This is a genomic window from Arthrobacter sp. fls2-241-R2A-200 (assembly GCF_030209745.1).
Taxonomy (GTDB): domain Bacteria; phylum Actinomycetota; class Actinomycetes; order Actinomycetales; family Micrococcaceae; genus Arthrobacter.
Window position 1 is genome coordinate 169,263 of record NZ_JARVRJ010000009.1, and the last position, 17,695, is coordinate 186,957.

Below are 17,695 nucleotides of genomic sequence, written 5' to 3' on the forward strand. Positions count from 1 at the left end.
AAGACCGGGGTGTAACCGATGAATCGACTCATCCGTGAAGGATGTCCCGACTCATCACAAACGCGGAGAATGGGGGATTTGAACCCCCGAGGGCGTTAACCCAACACGCGTTCCAGGCGTGCGCCATAGGCCGCTAGGCGAATTCTCCTTGCTTCCGAATCGAAAGCAGATACTACTGTACCTGAGAATTTTTACATCGTGTAATCGCCTGAGGAGAGACGCCGTCGTACTTGTTCCGGGAACACCGCTTAACGGAAAAATGGGCGCCCCCAACGCGCCCATTCTCGCGGTGCGCCGTTGAGCTGCTGGGTCCGGCCCCTCGCCCCCAGGCCCCGCACCTCACAATCTTGAGATTGCCCCAATCGGCGTACCTACACATGGTCCGCCGCGGTTGCCCGATATGCAATGGTCGAGACCGGTTTGTAGCCGTCGTCGAGCCTTATCCACACGTCCGCGGACCCGATTCGAACCCCGAAGTAAGTTCGGGTAAGCTTGTCGACGGCCCCTCATGTGGCGTCATCCTGTTGAACTCCCCCAGGACCGGAAGGTAGCAAGGGTAGATGGGCTCTGGCGGGTGCATGAGGGGTCACTATATTTAAATGTCAGTCCCTATAGGTAGGTTTCCCCTGTGACTGTTACAACTGCCCTGTATCGAAGGTACCGACCCGACTCTTTCGCGGACGTTATCGGGCAGGAACACGTCACGGAACCGCTGATGACGGCGCTCCGGAAGAACCGCGTCAACCACGCCTACCTGTTTTCCGGTCCCCGCGGCTGTGGCAAGACCACCTCGGCCCGCATCCTGGCCCGGTGCCTCAACTGCGCCGAGGGACCTACAGACACGCCTTGTGGAAAATGCCCCAGCTGCATCGAGTTGGCCCGCGGCGGCTCCGGCTCACTGGACGTTATCGAGATCGACGCCGCGAGTCACGGTGGCGTGGACGACGCCCGTGATCTCCGCGAGCGCGCAACGTTTGCCCCCATCCGGGACCGCTACAAGATCTTCATCATCGACGAGGCCCACATGGTCACGTCGGCAGGTTTCAACGCCCTCCTGAAGATCGTTGAAGAGCCGCCGGAACACATCAAGTTCATTTTCGCCACCACGGAGCCGGACAAGGTCATCGGCACCATCCGCTCCCGCACCCACCACTATCCCTTCAGGCTGGTGCCGCCCGAACCGCTCTTGAAGTACTTGGAAGTCCTCTGCCAGCAGGAGAACGTTCCCGTCGCTCCCGGCGTGCTGTCCCTCGTGATTCGCGCGGGCGGTGGCTCAGTCCGAGACACCCTTTCGGTCCTCGATCAGCTCATGGCAGGTGCGGGACCAAACGGGCTGGCCTACGAGCTCGCCGTCGCGCTTCTCGGATACACGGACGCTTCCCTGCTGGACGACGTCGTCGACGCCATAGCCGCGGCAGATGCACCCACGGTATTCAAGGCGGTGGATCGCGTCATCCAAACGGGACACGATCCCCGGCGATTCGTCGAAGACTTGCTGGAACGTTTCCGCGACCTCATCATCGTGCAAGCCATGCCTGAAAGCGCCCAAGCCATCCTCCGCGGGATGCCCGCGGACCAGATCGCCCGCATGCGCAACCAAGCTACCAACCTGGGTGCGGCCGAGCTCTCGAGGGCCGCCGATGTCACCAACACAGCACTCACGGAAATGACGGGCGCCACCTCACCGCGTTTGCACCTTGAACTCCTCTGCGCCCGCATCCTGCTCCCGAGTGCTGAGCAAACGGAACGCGGTATCGCCGCCCGCATCGATCGCGTGGAACGTCGTCTGAACTACGCGGACGACGCCGGTACGCCTGCTGTTGCTTCATCCGCGCCTGGCGCGGTGGCTGGCTCGCCCACTGGCGCACAAGCAGGCGCGCCTACAGCTTCGGCACCGGCTCCCGTTGCGGCACCAGCATCCACTCCGCAACCAGCTGCCGAGCCGTCACCCGCACAAGCACAACCCGCCCTCACCGCACCCCGGGTGTCCACCAGCGATTGGCCCGTGGACGACCGCCCGGCTCCGAGCCGGCCGGTGCAGGCGGCACCTTCCCAGCCGTCGCCCGCCCCAACCGCGCCCGAACACGTGGCCGAGCCCGAGGCACGGCAACCGCAGCCAGCAGCACCCGCAAGCACTCCCACGGCTACCACCGCACCCGCCCCGCAGCCCGCAACCGCCCCGGCGGCTAGCGGAGCTGAAGGAGCTCGAAGCACTGCAGGGGCTGGTAGTGCTGGTGGCGACGTCGAAGTTCTGCGTCGCGCGTGGCCGGACGTCCTCCAGACATTGAGCAAGATCAAACGAAGCACGTGGGCATTGGTGGAACCGAACGCCCAGGTGGCCCAGTTTGATGGCCAGGTTTTGACCTTGGCCTTCACGACGAGTGGCTTGGCCGGCGCTTTCGGACGCGCTGACCATTCCGAGAATCTTCGCCAAGCGATCCACAAAACCATCGGTATCGACTGCCAAATTGTGGCAGTGGCCGGCGGCAACAGCTCAGCGAGCTCTGAGCCAAACCCAAAAGCGCCTACTAGCCGGCCGACGGCAGCGGGCCCCGAAGCACCGGCGCCGATACCCTCGGCCACGCAGCCAGTCTCGGCAGTGGACTCAGCGTGGGGCCTTGCCCCGGCTGCACCAACCGCTCCCGCGGCACCATCTGTTCCGGCCCAAGCTACCGACCCTGCACCTCGTGACGTTACTCCCTTGCCAGCACAGGCCGCGCCTCAAGAGTCCACGCCTCGAGGGACCACGGCCGTTCCGGCGGCGAACGCTCCTATCCCGCCCGGGGTGGAAGCCTCATCGAAGGCGGCACAGTCCGCCCGGCACGCTGATGGCGACTATTCGCAGCCTGACGACGATTGGGGCCCTCCCCGCGACGAAGATGCCCCACCCATGGACGAGGAGCCTCCTGCAGATTGGGAGCCCCCAATGGAGGCGGCGCCGCCTGCGGGTGCTTTCCGAGGTGCCACGGACGCCCCAAAGACATACCCCGCGCCCGCTGCAATCCCCGGGGACAACCCTCAGATTGCCGCGAGCAGTACAACCTCTTCGGCAGCACCCGGTACTTCCGAGGATCCTTGGTCGCGGGCAGTTGAGCAGGCACCGGGCACGTGGGTGGTTGGCACGGATTCCAATGTAGGACAGGCAGCTAGCCGCCTCTCTGAAGGAGCCGGAGCGTCGGCGGAGAACCTCACCTCAAACGGGAACCCCGGCGAAGCCGAAAACCCCGGCAGCAGCGATGCCGCCGCCGCTTATGAGCCAGCCGCCGCCCAAGCACCAGCCGCAGCACCGGCCGCAGCACCGGCACAATGGCCGTCCCTGGCTGGGCAGCCCGAGGAAGTACGGGGTTCGGTCGCAACTCTGGAGGAGGGACCGCCGTCGAGCGTTCCTTCAGGCCGCCAAAGCCTGTACCAACGGCTGACCAACAGCCCTGAGGCGCAAGCTGGCAGGGTTCAAGCTCCCGTGCGGACCCAAGCCCCAGCGGCCACGGTCACGGAGGATATCCCCAGCCCCGAGGACGAAACGATCGAGGAATCGCGGGTCTTTGGACGCGCGGCGGTGGAGCGTATTCTGGGCGGAAAGCTGATCGAAGAGCGCGCATTGGACGGCTCTCCCCTGCAAACCCGCTGATGGCGGCATTGATGTCAAACAAACGAGGAAATTTTGTACGAAGGTGCAGTTCAGGAGCTGATCGACGAACTTGGTCGGCTCCCCGGGGTCGGACCGAAGTCAGCCCAACGCCTGGCCTTCCACATCCTTGAGGCGGACCCCGAGGACATGCGACGCCTCGTCACGGCTATCACTACCGTCAAGGAACGAGTTAAGTTCTGCGCGGTGTGCTTCAACGTGACCGAGCAGGAGATGTGCAACATCTGCCGGGATCCACGCCGTGATCCTTCGGTGATATGTGTGGTGGAAGAGTCAAAGGACGTTCTCGCGGTGGAGCGCACACGGTCATTCCGCGGCCGCTACCATGTGCTGGGCGGCGCCATCAATCCCATCGCGGGCATCGGGCCCGAACAGCTGCGCATCCGCGAACTCCTCACACGCCTCAACGACGGTGCCATCCAGGAAATCATCATTGCCACCGACCCCAACCTCGAAGGTGAAGCCACGGCCACCTACCTTGCGCGGATGCTCAAGTCCATTGGCATCGCCGTGACCAGGTTGGCCTCCGGCCTGCCGGTGGGCGGCGACCTGGAGTACGCCGACGAGGTAACGTTGGGCCGCGCTTTCGAGGGCCGCAGAAACGCGCTGATCTAACGCCATTACGAAACAGCAGCCGCACGCGGGAGACGGATACAAAAACGGGCACCTTGACCCGCCGGAACCGGTTCCACCGTGAGGCTGAGACCCATTCGCTGAGCCAACCGGGCCGCGATGGACAGGCCAAGACCGCTGCCCGTGGGGCGTTGTCCTGTGTAGCGGCGGGACAAGGCGCCGCGTTCGAACGCGACGGCGGCGTCCTCGGCAGTAAGGCCTGGGCCGCTGTCGTGCACTTCGACGCCGATCACGCGGCCTGATTCTTCCAGCCAGGCCCTGAGGGCAAGGGGTTGCCCGGGCGGTGTGATCCGCAGGGCATTGCCTATCAGGCCGTCGATGATTTGGCGGAGCCTTTGCCCGTCCGTGAGGGCCAGCACGGGGTGCCCATCGGGGGTTTCCGGCAGTTGGAGCGTCAGTTCGACGCCGGCTTGGACGGCCGCGCCGTTCCAGGCGCTCTTCGCCTGCTCCAAGACCACGGCGATGTTCACGGGTTGTATGTCCAAGGTGAAATCGTCGGCCTCCAACCGTGCCAACGCCAGCAGATCCCGGACAAATCCATCCAAGCGGTCCGTCTCGGCGGAGAGCGTGCGGCCAATCCCGGGGATGTCATCTTGCGGAATCAACCCGTCTTCGAGCGCCTCGGCGTAGCCACGCATGGCTGTCAGGGGTGTCCGGATCTCGTGGGAGATGGAGAGGAGGAATTCACGCTGCCTTCCTTCGCTGGCCATGAGCGCGTGGTCCAGGGTGTTGATCGCTTCTCCCACGGCGCGCACCTCAGCCACCCCATCGGGATCGAGGTGGACGGTCCGTTCTCCTGCGGCCATCCGCCGCGCGGCGGCAGCGGTCCTCACGAGCGGCCCGGAGAGCCGCCGGGCGAGCAGGGTCCCAGCAAGCACCGCGATCAGTAGGCCCGCGGCGAGGGCAAGCAGGGTCCGTTGGAGGAGTTGGGCGGAGGCTGCGTTCACGTCATCCAAGGACCTGGTCAGCACGATTGCGCCTCCCTTGGGGAGGGCTCGGGCTTCCACCAAGAACTGCACACCGCCCTTGGTGACCGTCCGGGACACCTTTTCCCCTGAAAGTACTTGCTGCGTCTCCCCTGCGCTGAGGAGCTGAGCTGCCGCGCCGCTGACGGCGCCGCCGACCGTGATGGTTGACAGTTCGTAGGTGTCAGGCCCGAGGAGGTGCCTCTCACGCAAGTCCAACGCCTGGGAGGCGACCGGGGTTGCGGCGAACGCATCCGCCTGACGGGCCAGTTGTTGCCTTGCTTGCTCGACGGCGGCCGAACGTATCAGGGGAAAGGCGGTACTGCCCGTGACCAGCACCGCTAAGACGGCGACGGCGGCCGTGACCAGCGTGATGCGCCCGGCAAGGGACCGTAACCAGTTCAAGGATGGCCTCCGTCCACGAAATAGCCGACGCCGCGCATGGTCCTGATGGGGCTGCCCTCGCCAAGCTTGGAACGTAGCTGGGCGATGTGGACATCCACGGTCCGCCCTGCCGTGTAACTGGCCTGCCCCCACACGGCGGACAGAAGCTGCTCACGGCTAAAAACCCTGCCCGGGCTGGCCATCAGGTAGGCAAGCACGTCGAATTCCTTGGCGGTCAGCTCTACCGCTGTGCCGTCTACGCTGATGCTGCGGTTATCCGGATCCAAGGCCACCGATCCGACGCGCAACACGCCATTCCGCGGTACACCAGTGGTACGGCGGAGGACGGTTTTGAGCCGGGTGACAAGTTCCCGGGGTGAGAAAGGCTTGGTCATATAGTCGTCGGCGCCCAACTCCAAGCCTAGGAGCATATCGACTTCCTCGTCCCGGGCCGTGACAAAAATGATCGGGGTCCAGTCATCTTGGGCGCGCAGGCGCCTGCAGACCTCGACACCGTCGATACCCGGCAGCCCGACGTCGAGAATCACCGCCACAGGCCGCAGGCTACGGATCCGCTCCAAACCGCCTTCCCCGGTAGTTTCCACATGCACCCCGAACCCAGCCCGGGTGAGATACAGGCGTTGCACATCCGCGATGGCACGCTCGTCCTCCACGATCAGGACCAGGCCGCGGGACGGCTGGGCCGCCGGGGGCGTCGGTTGTTCCATGACTCCATTGAACGCTCTTGCAGACTCCAACAAGTGGCACGCCGCCCATACTTTACAGTCCTCTTACATTCCCTGAACCCGCTTCCGACGTCGGTGGGCAATAGTGAAATTGTCAGTCCACTGGATTACTAAGGAGCAATCATGAACACCACGCCACAGCGGGACGGCCGCGGCCGTCTCTGGCGCATCCGCGGCGCGGCCGCAGCAGGGGCAGTCCTGCTCGGCGGAGTCGCGCTGGGAGTCACGGGTGCCTCCGCAGACACCACGAGCCCCTCCCCCACCCCGAGCGCATCGGCCACGGCGAAGGCACCGGCGAAAGCAGGGGACGGAACACAAGCCAAGCATCCGTTTGTCCGTGCGCTCCGGGAAGAGCTGAGGACCGATATCAGCGGCACTTCCGGGTTCGGCGATAAGGCCCACGAGCTTGCCTATGTGTTGATCCACCACACCCAGGCTTTTAACAAGCTGCCTGCGAACTTGCAGACCGATCTCAAGACGCTCGAAGCGGCGGCGGCGTCCGAACGTGATAGTGACGCGACCAAGATCAAGGACACTGCCCTCAACGGAGGTTACGGCGACAAGATCCAGAAGGCAGCTAAGGCCATACAAACCAAGTTGAGCCAGCCTTCGGCCACGCCGTCAGCGACGCCTTCAGCTAAGCCTTAAGGTCCTATCTAACTACGGGCCAAGGGACGGGTACGGCACTTGGGGTGCTGTACCCGTCCCTTGTGTTTCCAGCATGTGGTTGGGGACGGTCACAATTCCTGCGTCGGCTGCCTGCGGCGATAAACTGGCCACATAAACTACGCAGGCGTGCTCCAAGCTGGAAAACAGCGTGCCTCGTTCGAACCCTAGTGATGCAGTGAGGGTGCGCACATGACTATGCCCACTACCGATGTGAAGATCGACGAGCTCTCCAACGAGGTTGCCTCCACCAAGCAACTGGTCGTTCAGAAGTTCGGCGGCTCCTCGGTTTCCGATGCTGAGGGCATCAAGCGGGTCGCGCAGCGGGTTGTGGACGCGCAGAAGGCCGGCAATGAGGTTGTGGTGGTGGTCTCCGCGATGGGAGACACCACCGATGAACTCCTTGATCTTGCCGCGCAGGTCACTGACTCTGCCCCGGCCCGCGAGATGGATATGCTCTTGTCCGCTGGCGAACGTATTTCCATGGCGTTGCTTGCCATGGCCATTAACAAGTTCGGCGCCTCGGCTCAGTCCTTCACGGGCTCCCAGGCGGGCATGATCACTGACGGCATCCACGGCAAAGCCAGGATTATCGACGTCGACCCCCACCGGATCCGCACGGCGCTGGACAAAGGGCACATCGCCATCGTGGCGGGGTTCCAAGGCATGAGCCGCACCACGCATGAGATCACCACACTGGGCCGCGGCGGTTCGGACACCACCGCCGTCGCGTTGGCTGCAGCGCTGGAAGCCGATGTTTGCGAGATCTACACCGACGTGGACGGAATTTACACGGCAGACCCGCGCGTTGTGTCCACGGCGCAAAAAATCGACCGCATCTCCAGTGAGGAAATGCTGGAACTTGCCGCTTCCGGCGCCAAGATCCTGCACCTGCGGTGCGTGGAATATGCCCGCCGCTTCGGTGTTCCCCTGCACGTGCGCTCATCGTTCAGCCAGAAAGAAGGCACCTGGGTCATCCCCGGAGCCGAGGAAAAGTTCACCATCGAAGAGGGAGTTGCCTTGGAGCAGCCAATCATCTCCGGCGTCGCGCACGACCGGTCCGAAGCCAAGGTCACTGTAGTTGGCGTCCCGGACATCCCCGGCAAGGCTGCTGCGATTTTCCAGGTCATCGCCGACGCCCACTCGAACATCGACATGATTGTGCAGAACGTCTCCACCCACGGCACGGGCCGGACGGACATCTCCTTCACCTTGCCCATCGTGGAGGGTGCGGACGCCCTGACGGCGCTGCGCGCAGCTGAGGGCAAGATCGGCTTCGAGAGCATCGAATACAACGAGAACGTTGGCAAGCTGTCCCTGATCGGCGCCGGAATGCGTTCGCACCCGGGCGTCTCGGCCACGTTCTTCAAGGCCCTGTCCGACGCCGGGATCAACATCGACATGATCTCGACCTCCGAGATCCGCATTTCGGTGGTTACCAGCGCCGATGCCCTCGATGACGCCGTCCGCGCCATTCACGCTGCCTTCGAGCTCGACGGCGACTCTGAAGCTACCGTTTACGGCGGCACCGGCCGCTAGAAGTGGGTTTTTTTGGCTGATACTTACGTGGTTTTCGCCACAAGCCGCAGAACTGGGGTATGGTACGGAATTTTCATGGCATGCTGTACGTTGCATACCCGGTAACCCCCTAACACGAAGAGGCATTAAAAAGTGGCAGCCGATTACGACGAACTCCGTACTGATGTAAAAGAGAACCAGGAGCAGTCCCTCCAGGCTCTCCAGTCCGCCAGTGCCCCCACGGCCAAGAGTGTCGTGTTGGAACTGGACGAAACCGATGGCCTCGACGCCAACGGTCCCGGCGGCGAAATTGTTGCCGAAGAACTAGTTATTCAGGTCATTCCCCAGGCCAGCGATGAGTTCACATGCAACTCTTGCTTCCTGGTCCGCCACCGCTCGCAGATCGCGCGGGAAAAGGATGGCGTGGCCTACTGCATCGACTGCGAAGGCTAAGACGAGCCCTTCCCCGGCGGACAGAGAGATCGTCAGGGTGTGCCGCCGTCGGGATTGACTGCAGAAGGACCGGAACAAGCTGAGCTGCCCCCCGTAAGTTGGACTTACGGGGGGCAGTTTTCTGTTTGAAAGCCTAGGTGCTTCGACACGAAGACAAGCCGTAGTGGCCCGTTAGTGACCCGCGTCACCTATCCTGATTGAGCGGTCTAAAACCGCCGTGCTTTTCGATCCCTAACCGTGTCCGCAGCATCGCACAACCTAGGAGATATGCCATGAGTACAGCGACGACCCCGGGATCGGGGCGAGGACTGGAAGTCCGCTCGATCGACTACGTTCCGCTCGGGGAAAGGCACGGAAAGGTCTCGCATATCGGCCCGCTCTGGTTCATGAGCAACGCGCAGATTGCCACACTCGCGGTGGGGCTGATCAGTATCACGACCGGCGGGAACCTGATCTGGTCCCTGATCGCAATCGCGATCGGCGTGCTGGTGGGCACCCTGTTCATGGCGGCGCACTCCTCCCAAGGGCCCCAGCTTGGATTGCCCCAAATGATCCAGTCCCGGCCGCAGTTCGGTTACGTCGGCGCACTCTTGGTGTGGTTGTTTGCCTATCTTCAGTACGCCGGATTCAACATCTTCAACACCGTCCTGGCTGGCGAGGCCGTGGCAGGGTCCGTCCACTTCGGGAGCGAAACACTCTGGTTTTGGGTCGTCACGATTATCGCTGCGGCTGTGGCGCTGTTCGGTTATGACCTGATCCACGGTTTTGAGCGCTACCTGACCTACCTGACCATCGTCATGCTGGCCTTGCTCACGGTGGCTGCCCTCACGCATCTTAATCTGCCCGGCGGTGCCTTCGATCTGGGTGATTTCCATCTGGTACCGTTCCTGGGGCAGCTGGGCGTGGCCGCCGGGTACCAGATTTCCTGGGCCATCTACGTCTCAGACTATTCGCGTTACCTTCCCCCTGAGTCCGGGCGCGGTACGTTCAAGTGGACCTTCTGGGGCAGCGCCCTGGGTGGCATCTGGGTGATGTTCCTCGGTTCGTTCATCGCCGCGTCAGCCGGCAAGGACTTCGAGACCATCGCTTCAATCCAGGACACCGCCGACAAACTGTTTCCGGGGTTCGGGTCGATCGCGCTGTTCGTCGCCGCACTCGGACTCGTATCCGTCACTGCGCTGAACATGTACGGCGGCTCCCTGACGCTGATCTCCTCCATCGACAGCCTGCGCCGCATCCGGCCCACTGTCAGAATCCGCGTGATCACCATTGCCATCACCGCGATCTTCTCGCTGGTCTTCGCAAACATCGCCTCCGCCGACTTCCTCGCCAACTTCAACGACTTCCTGCTGCTGGTGCTGTACTTCTTTATCCCTTGGACGGCGGTCAACCTCACGGACTACTTCATTGTCCGCAAGGGCCATTACGCGATAGCGGAAATTTTCCACCCCAACGGGATTTATGGTCGGTGGGGCTGGGCCGGAATAACGGCTTACCTCGTTGGCTTTGCGGTGATGATTCCGTTCTTCTCAGCCGGCAAGCTCTTTGTGGGGCCGGCTGCCGCTGCGATGGGCGGCGCCGACATCTCCCTGTTCATCGGCCTGCCCGTGGCTGGCTTCCTGTATTGGGTGCTTACCCGCCACATCGACACCGCCGCGGAACTCCGTCTGGCGGAGGCCCAGGCAGCCGAACTTGAGGAAGCATCTAACTCACACCTCGAGCCCTGAGGTTCGGTCCCTCACTTGGAGCGGGTATAACTAGCCGGCCTCAGGCTCTGAGAGCCGCTCCGCATCCGTGTTTTCCGGAGCTATTACGGGCGAGAGCAGGTCGCCGAGAAGGCCCCCGGTGTTCTTGTTGGTCTCCGAGGACCCGTCCGGTTCAGGCTTGCCCGCTTCCGGTCCAGGCTCGTCCAGTTCTGGTCCAGGCTCGTCCGCAGGTGCATTATCGAGCGGGTTTCCATCATTCATGGTCGCGTGGCCTGCCCGTTCACCACTTTCTTGCGCCGATGGTTGGCGCGCCGGAGCTGCAGGATCCGGGCCCCGCCTGCCAGCGCCACCAGGACGCCCCCGCCTACTGCCGCAATGAACAGCGTGGTGCCCAGAGCCAAGCTACCCTCAAGTCCGAAGAAACGCACAGTGATCATGTCCTGGTTTTGGACGAAGAACACGATCAGCAGAACCAACACCACCAGGCCTACTGCCACTGCCACCCAGACGGCAGCAGTCCGGGTGGGCCGGGAAGTGCCTGGAGCAGCCGATGGAACCGCCGTACCTTGGTGCTCGGGACCTGATGGGATCCTCGCAGCATCCTCCTGAAAACTCATCAGCAGCTCCTCTTGTCCCGTCATCTCGCGTGTATACCAATCATAAGCATGCTGATTAGTCGCACAAGAGTCAGTGGGTCACAGAAGTAACTGAGCCGACTTCCTCAGTCTTCCCAGCCGCGTTCATTGTTCCGAATGGCGTAGTGGTGCCCCTCGGAATCGGTTTCGATGTCAAAATTCTTCAGGTCTGCTTCAGAGGCCGTCTCAAAATCGTCGTGTTTGTGCACCACAGGGCTACTCGCGTCGCCGTGAGTGGCTGGTCCAAAAACTGACTGCAGCCGCTCGGTCACATGGACGAAGCCTTCCAATTTGCGTCCCATGTTCTTCCACCCCCTTTCCTGCGGGAGAGAGAAAGAGCGGCAGGGCCAACGCGAGCCGTTCAATAGGCTCATTTTACGCCGAATGCGATGAAAACAGTGCGGAAGACGGCTCTTCATCGGCCTAGAATGCCTGCCCTGTGGCCCTGACCGTAACGTCCGAAATGTCGACGCCGGCAGGTTGGCTCAATGCCCACAGCATCGCCTCCGCCACTGATTCCGGCTGTATGGCAGCATCCGGCGCCTGCTCCCAGAGCGGGGTGTCCACGTGGCCCGGAGCGATGTGCAGCACCCGGACTCCTGATCCCACCAACTGTTGCCGGAGCGACTCTGCGTATCCGGCAACGGCCCATTTGGTGGCCGTGTAAAGGTTTCCCGGGTACACCTTCCTTCCGGCGGTACTCCCGATCAACACCATGTGTCCTCGGTTCTCCATCAGCTGCGGCAGTGCAGCCTTGGCAAGGATCGCCGGCCCGTACACGTTGGTGAGCACCATGTCCCGCCAGCGGTCCGGATCCCCATCCGCGAGGTCGCCCGGTGCGGAGAAGCCGGCATTGGCCACGGCGACATCAATCCCGCCGAGGAACCTATCGGCCCTGGAGACCGCCCGGCATGTTTGCTCCCAGTCCCCGGCATCGGCCACGACGCCGCCCACCGGCCCCAAATCCGAGCACGATTCAAGGAAGGCGGCCAATCTACCGGGGTGGCGCCCCGTAGTGAAGACCGCATGGCCCGCACGGAGCGCCTCCCTGACAAGGGCGGCACCGATTCCGCTGGTGCCGCCCGTGACAAGAATCCGAGACATCAGGAGGGGTCCGCGATACCGATGTAGCGGGTTTCCAAGAACTCTTCGATGCCTTCGGTTCCGCCTTCCCGGCCCAAGCCGGATTGCTTCACTCCTCCGAAAGGAGCGGCCGGGTTTGACACTATCCCCGTATTCAGGCCGAACATGCCGACGTCGACCTTTTCGGAGAGCCGGATTCCACGGTTCAAATCGCGGGTGTAGGCATAAGCCACCAAGCCGAATTCGGTGCGGTTGGCCAACGCAATGGCCTCGTCCTCGCTGCTGAAGCTGACAATGGGGGCAACCGGGCCAAAGACCTCTTCACGCAGGATCCTGGCAGTGGGGGGAACGTTGGCCAACACCGTTGGAGGGTAAAAATAGCCCTCACCAGATGGCGCCTTTCCGCCGGTGAGGACGGTTGCTCCACCAGCCACGGCATCGGTGACCAGCTCGTCGACCTTTGCGCGGCTCTTACTGTCGATCAGCGGCCCGATGTTGGTGCCGTCCGCGGACCCGCGGCCCAACGTCAACTCCGACATGCGGCTTGCAAGCCTCTGGCTGAACTCGTCCACCATGGATTCGTGGACGATGAACCGGTTGGCCGCCGTGCAGGCCTCCCCCATGTTCCGGAGTTTGGCCACCATGGCGCCGTCGAGGGCCGCGTCGAGATCCGCATCTTCGAACACCAGGAACGGTGCGTTTCCGCCCAATTCCATGGATGTCCTCAGCACCTGATGGGCCGAGTCGGCAATGAGCTGCTGCCCGACACCTGTTGAACCGGTGAAGGAAAGCTTGCGCAGGCGGCTGTCCCGGATGATTGGCCCGGTAACCTCGCCAGGCCGGGTTGTTGGAATGACGTTGAGGACGCCATCGGGCAGGCCCGCCTCGTGGAGCACCTGCGTGAACAGCAACGCCGTCAGCGGAGTCAGGTTGGCCGGCTTCAGCACCATAGTGCAGCCCGCTGCGATGGCCGGGGCGATTTTCCGGGTCGCCATGGCCAAAGGGAAATTCCATGGCGTGATGAACAGGCACGGACCTACCGGGCGCTTGGTAACCAGCAGGCGGGACTTGCCGTCCGGCGCGGTGGAATACCGGCCCGAAACGCGGACGGCCTCCTCCGAGAACCAGCGCAGGAACTCGGCGCCGTAGGCCACTTCGCCCCGGGATTCAGCCAGGGGCTTTCCCATTTCGAGGGTCATGGCGAGCGCAAAATCCTCAGCCCGGGCAGTCACCAGCTCAAAAGCCCGACGAAGGATTTCGCCTCGTTCCCGCGGTGGTGTCAGGGCCCACGATTCCTGGCTCCGGGCGGCAGCAGCAAGCGCCCGCTCCCCGTCCGCCGGGGAGGCATCGGCAACCCGGGTGAGCAGAGCGCCGGTGGACGGGTCCTCGACGGCGGAAGTGGCGCCGTCGGAAGAGTCGATCCATTGGCCGCCGATGAAAAGCTGAGTCGGCAGGGTGGCGATGAAATCAAGCTCTGTGCTCGCAGGGGTGTCGGCTGTCAAGGTATTTTCCACTAGAGCGCTTTCTCGAGGATGGTGCGAATTTCGACGGCGGTGGGCGGCACCGGCGTGTTGTTGATGACCGAATCCGCCAGAGTGTCCGCCACGAGGGAGTCCAGGTCAGCGTCCGTGATGCCGAAATCGGCCGGGCGTGCCGTCATGCCCACATTGCGGGCGAGAGTGGCCACGGCCTGCACGGCGGCGTCAGCATTCTCTTCTGCGCTGGCGTCGGTTTGGCCGACCCCCAGCGCGAAAGCAAGCCGCGCAGTCCGGTCCAAGCGGTTCCGGAGGTTCAACCGCAGCACATCCTCGATCACCAGGCACAAAGCTAGCCCGTGGGGGATGTTGAATCGGCCACCAAGCGGGTGGGCAATGGCGTGCACCAGTCCGAGGCCGGTGTGCGAGAAGCCCACTCCAGCAATGTGGGAAGCAAGCAGGAGCTGCGAACGGGCCTCAATGTCACTCCCGTCAGCGACCGCTCGCGGAAGGAACTCGGCCACCATGGAGACCACCTGCAGGGCGATGCCGTCCGAGTAGGGATTTGGCCTGATGGAGGAATAGGACTCCACGGCGTGGGTGAGGGCGTCCATCCCAGTAGCGGCGGTCGCTTTGGGCGGCAGGCCAAGGGTCAGCTCCGGGTCCAGGACAGCAGCTTTGGGAAGGGCAGACTCGTGTCCGACGTAAAACTTGCGGTGCGCATCCACGTCAGTAACGACGCCGAAAGCATTCACCTCCGCTCCGGTGCCAGCGGTTGTGGGCACGGCGACGATGGGCAGCGCCGGATTGGCGAAGTGGTTGCTGTAGTCCAGCCCGGCACCCCTCGCAGGGTTGACAGCACCCAAGGAAATGCCCTTCGCGGCATCCATGGACGAACCCCCACCCACCGGCACCAGGACGTCCACGCCCTCTGAAGCGGCTTGATCGGAACCCGCATCAACGCAGGTGGTGGTGGGGTTGGGCGTCACTCCATCAAACACGGTGACGGCAAGTCCTGCAGCGATCAGGGAGGTCCGGACGGCGGCTACCACGTCCGTGGTGGCAAGGAACGGGTCCGTGACGATCAGCGCCGAGTTCGCTCCCAGAGCGGCAACGATCCCTCCTACTTCCGCTACCTTCCCCCGCCCGAAGTAGGCCGTGGGCTTGGGGTCCAGCGTCAACTCCGTGGTGGCCAGCTCCGCGTGGATCTGTGCGCGAGTCTGCATGATGTTCAAGCTCCTTCTCCGGACGTGACGGTGGAGGTTGCCGATGCCGTCCGCAGTTGCATCCCGATGGCGTCCTCATAGAGTTTCACTGGTGTCATCTCGCCGGCTTTATCGCCATAGAGTGCCTTTGCCCGGCGGTAAAGCTGCTCCACCAAGCCGGAGAGCTCCATGGGGACACCCACCGAGCGGGCAAGGTCAACGGACAAGCCCAGATCCTTGCAGGCCAGGGCAATGGCGAAGCCTTCGTCGTAGTCGCCGTGGTTCAGGATGGACAGGACATCGTTCTGCACGAAGTTGGAGTTTGCCGGGCTGGCGATCAGCGCTTGCCGCAGGACTTCCAAGTCGACTCCGGCTTTTACCCCGGTGCTGAGGACTTCCGCGGTGGCCACCAGGTGCGAGAACCACAACTGGTTGATCATGAGCTTGACTGCGTAACCGGCCCCATGGCCGCCCACGTGCAGGATCCGGTCCGGGTCGCCCATCGCCTCGAACACGGGGCGGAGACGTTCGACGTCGGCCGTCTCACCACCGACGAAGATCTGCAGCATGCCGTTCGCGGCACCCACGGACATGCCGCTGACGGGGGCATCGACCACGCGGATGCCTCGCCCGGTGCCAGCTTCGCGAACCCTGTTGGCCACCTCCGGAACCGACGTGGACATGTCCACCCAGGTGCCGCCGTCGGGCAGTCCGGCCAGGATGCCGCGGGGGCTGAGCGCGACGCTCTCCACGTGCTTGGGCGTAGGGAGCATGGTGATGACGACGTCGGAACCGGCAGCTACGGCCGCGGCATCATCGGCCCATTCCGCGCCGTTTGCGAGGAGTTCGGCAGCGGATTCCTGACGGACATCATTGACGATCAGTTGAAATCCGGCCGCCTGGAGATTGCGTGTCATGCCGGAGCCCATGTTGCCCAATCCAATGAAGCCGATGCGGGCGCTGCCCGGCTTCAGGGCCAGTGTCTCCGAGGCGGAGACATGCGTTGTTGCAGTCATATCGAGTCTCAATTCAGGCTGGTATGCGTGGTTTAGTCATCCAGGGCGGTGTCGCCCAGGTTGATCCAGGTTGTTTTCAGGGCCGAATAAGCGTCCAAGGCGTGGAGGGAGCGGTCCCTTCCGAAGCCGGATTCCTTGAACCCGCCAAACGGTGTGATGATGTCGGCGACGTCGAACGTATTCACCCACACGGTGCCGGCGCGAAGTTCGCGTGCCGCGGTGTGCGCCTTGGTGATGTCTTGCGTCCACACGCTTGCCGCCAAGCCGTACTTGCTGTCGTTTGCCAAGCGGATACCCTCGGCTGCACCCCGGAAGGTGGATACGGCAAGTACCGGCCCGAAAATCTCTTCCTGTCCGATGCGCCCGGCATTGTTGACCTTGTCCAGGACCGTGGGTTCCAAATAGTAGCCATTCTCGACGCCGGCGGGGTGCACCCGCGTGCCACCGCTGGCGACTGCTATGCCCTCTTCTTCCGCGATGGCGTAATAGCCGAGGATGCTCCCGAGCTGCTTGTCGTCAATGATGGCGCCAATTTGGGTGGCCGGATCCAAAGGATCGCCAAGCTGCAGGGAACGCCCTACCTTAATGACTTCTTCGATCAGGGCGTCGTGCACGCGTTCATCCACGAGTAGCCGGGAGCCTGCGTGGCATGTCTGCCCTGCGTTGTAGAAGATCCCCCAGGCCACGGCGGAAGCACACGCGGTGAGGTCGCCGACGTCGTGCAGTACCACCTGGGCTGACTTCCCGCCCAGCTCCAACGCCACTTGCTTGCCATTGGATTCCGAAGCGTAGCGCTGGAAGAACCGGCCGACTTCAGGTGACCCCGTGAAGGTGACCTTGTCCACCAGTTGGTGCCGCCCAAGGGCAGCGCCGGCAACATGGCCCAGTCCCGGAACAACGTTGAACACGCCGTCGGGGACACCAGCTTCACTGGCGAGTTCGGCAAGCCGCAACGCGCTGAGGCTCGTCTGCTCCGACGGCTTAAGGACCACCGAGTTGCCGGCGGCGAGTGCGGGTGCCACCTTCCACGCCGTGATGATAAGCGGGTAGTTCCAGGGAACAACGGCACCGATAACGCCCAATGGCTCGCGGGAAATGATCGCCAGGGCATCACGCGGGGTGGGAGCGACGTCGTCGTAGACCTTGTCCAAAGCTTCGGCGTACCAGCGGAAGGTGCGTGCACAGCTGGGAACGTCGACGGCGAGCGCGTCACCGATGGGGTGGCCGGCGTCGGTGGACTCCAGGAGGGCCAGTTCCTCGAGGTTTTCCAGGATGAGGTCCGACAACCGGGTGAGGACAGCCTGGCGATGACGCCGATCCGTGCGGGACCATGTTCCGGCTTCGAAAGCACGGTGGGCTGCCCGGACGGCGTCGTCCACGTCCTGCTCGCCCGCTGCCGATATATCAGCGGTGACGGAGCCGTCCCGCGGCGAAACCGTGGGGAAGGTTTCGCCGCTCCGGGCGGCTCGAAAGCCGCCGTCGATGTACAGGCCGGTCGCCGGTTGCTGGGCTTTCGCCCGCTGGATCCAGTCGTTCTTGGTTGCTGGCTTGGTTACTGGCATGG

The 17,695-nt window shown here is 63.3% G+C and carries 16 protein-coding genes, 1 tRNA gene and 1 other RNA gene; 7 read left to right on the plus strand and 11 right to left on the minus strand.

From position 1 onward, the window contains the following. Window positions 1–63: 63 nt before the first annotated feature. Window positions 64–148 (minus strand) — tRNA-Ser (locus QRN42_RS10770). Window positions 149–497: 349 nt separating this feature from the next. Here QRN42_RS10770 and ffs point away from each other — a divergent pair. The 3 genes from ffs to recR all read left to right on the plus strand — a co-directional run bounded on the left by ffs (window position 498) and on the right by recR (window position 4,261). Then, an RNA gene (gene ffs, locus QRN42_RS10775) (signal recognition particle sRNA small type) lies at window positions 498–594 on the plus strand. A gap of 34 nt (window positions 595–628) precedes the next feature. After that, on the plus strand, window positions 629–3,628 hold the full coding sequence (locus QRN42_RS10780) for a DNA polymerase III subunit gamma and tau (protein WP_284979174.1): 3,000 nt from the start codon (window positions 629–631) through the stop codon (window positions 3,626–3,628). Between the two features lie 33 nt (window positions 3,629–3,661). Then, window positions 3,662–4,261, plus strand: a complete 600-nt coding sequence (recR, locus tag QRN42_RS10785; RefSeq protein WP_284979175.1) for a recombination mediator RecR — start codon at window positions 3,662–3,664, stop codon at window positions 4,259–4,261. Between the two features lie 5 nt (window positions 4,262–4,266). Here recR and QRN42_RS10790 read toward each other — a convergent pair whose 3' ends face one another. Together QRN42_RS10790 and QRN42_RS10795 are read right to left on the minus strand one after the other, a co-directional pair. Next, a complete protein-coding gene (locus QRN42_RS10790; RefSeq protein ID WP_284979176.1) occupies window positions 4,267–5,649 on the minus strand; it encodes a sensor histidine kinase in 1,383 nt (460 codons plus the stop codon). Further along, window positions 5,646–6,356, minus strand: coding sequence for a response regulator transcription factor (locus QRN42_RS10795; RefSeq protein WP_284979177.1), 711 nt, complete (start codon window positions 6,354–6,356; stop codon window positions 5,646–5,648). The genes QRN42_RS10790 and QRN42_RS10795 overlap by 4 nt, the downstream gene beginning before the upstream one ends. 141 nt (window positions 6,357–6,497) lie before the next feature. On the opposite strand from QRN42_RS10795, the gene QRN42_RS10800 reads away from it, so the two are divergent. From QRN42_RS10800 to QRN42_RS10815, 4 genes are all read left to right on the plus strand, one after another. Further along, a complete protein-coding gene (locus QRN42_RS10800) occupies window positions 6,498–7,022 on the plus strand; it encodes a hypothetical protein (RefSeq protein ID WP_284979178.1) in 525 nt (174 codons plus the stop codon). Window positions 7,023–7,232: 210 nt separating this feature from the next. Then, window positions 7,233–8,579, plus strand: coding sequence for an aspartate kinase (locus QRN42_RS10805; RefSeq protein WP_284979179.1), 1,347 nt, complete (start codon window positions 7,233–7,235; stop codon window positions 8,577–8,579). 132 nt (window positions 8,580–8,711) lie between these two features. Then, entirely contained in the window at window positions 8,712–9,011 is a 300-nt protein-coding gene (locus QRN42_RS10810) for a DUF4193 domain-containing protein (RefSeq protein ID WP_284975731.1), read from the plus strand. Between the two features lie 272 nt (window positions 9,012–9,283). Beyond that, entirely contained in the window at window positions 9,284–10,738 is a 1,455-nt protein-coding gene (locus QRN42_RS10815) for a purine-cytosine permease family protein (protein ID WP_284979180.1), read from the plus strand. 30 nt (window positions 10,739–10,768) lie between these two features. On the opposite strand, the gene QRN42_RS10820 is transcribed toward QRN42_RS10815, so the two are convergent. The 8 genes from QRN42_RS10820 to QRN42_RS10855 form a co-directional block, all read right to left on the minus strand. Continuing rightward, window positions 10,769–10,978 (minus strand): hypothetical protein, encoded by a 210-nt coding sequence (locus QRN42_RS10820; RefSeq protein ID WP_284979181.1) that lies wholly within the window; start codon window positions 10,976–10,978, stop codon window positions 10,769–10,771. Next, window positions 10,975–11,334 carry a LapA family protein gene (locus QRN42_RS10825; RefSeq protein ID WP_284979182.1) on the minus strand — a complete coding sequence of 120 codons (360 nt, stop codon included), beginning with the start codon at window positions 11,332–11,334 and terminating at the stop codon, window positions 10,975–10,977. The genes QRN42_RS10820 and QRN42_RS10825 overlap by 4 nt, the downstream gene beginning before the upstream one ends. Before the next feature lie 104 nt (window positions 11,335–11,438). After that, window positions 11,439–11,654 carry a hypothetical protein gene (locus tag QRN42_RS10830; RefSeq protein WP_284979183.1) on the minus strand — a complete coding sequence of 72 codons (216 nt, stop codon included), beginning with the start codon at window positions 11,652–11,654 and terminating at the stop codon, window positions 11,439–11,441. Between the two features lie 121 nt (window positions 11,655–11,775). After that, window positions 11,776–12,456, minus strand: coding sequence for an SDR family oxidoreductase (locus QRN42_RS10835; protein ID WP_284979184.1), 681 nt, complete (start codon window positions 12,454–12,456; stop codon window positions 11,776–11,778). After that, window positions 12,456–13,949, minus strand: a complete 1,494-nt coding sequence (locus tag QRN42_RS10840; protein ID WP_284979185.1) for an NAD-dependent succinate-semialdehyde dehydrogenase — start codon at window positions 13,947–13,949, stop codon at window positions 12,456–12,458. The genes QRN42_RS10835 and QRN42_RS10840 overlap by 1 nt, the downstream gene beginning before the upstream one ends. After that, a complete protein-coding gene (locus tag QRN42_RS10845) occupies window positions 13,949–15,136 on the minus strand; it encodes an iron-containing alcohol dehydrogenase family protein (RefSeq protein ID WP_284979186.1) in 1,188 nt (395 codons plus the stop codon). Before QRN42_RS10845 ends, QRN42_RS10840 begins: the two co-directional genes overlap by 1 nt. Before the next feature lie 5 nt (window positions 15,137–15,141). Then, window positions 15,142–16,131 (minus strand): NAD(P)-dependent oxidoreductase, encoded by a 990-nt coding sequence (locus QRN42_RS10850; RefSeq protein ID WP_284979187.1) that lies wholly within the window; start codon window positions 16,129–16,131, stop codon window positions 15,142–15,144. Window positions 16,132–16,163: 32 nt separating this feature from the next. Next, on the minus strand, window positions 16,164–17,693 hold the full coding sequence (locus tag QRN42_RS10855; RefSeq protein WP_284979188.1) for an aldehyde dehydrogenase: 1,530 nt from the start codon (window positions 17,691–17,693) through the stop codon (window positions 16,164–16,166). Window positions 17,694–17,695: the final 2 nt, after the last annotated feature.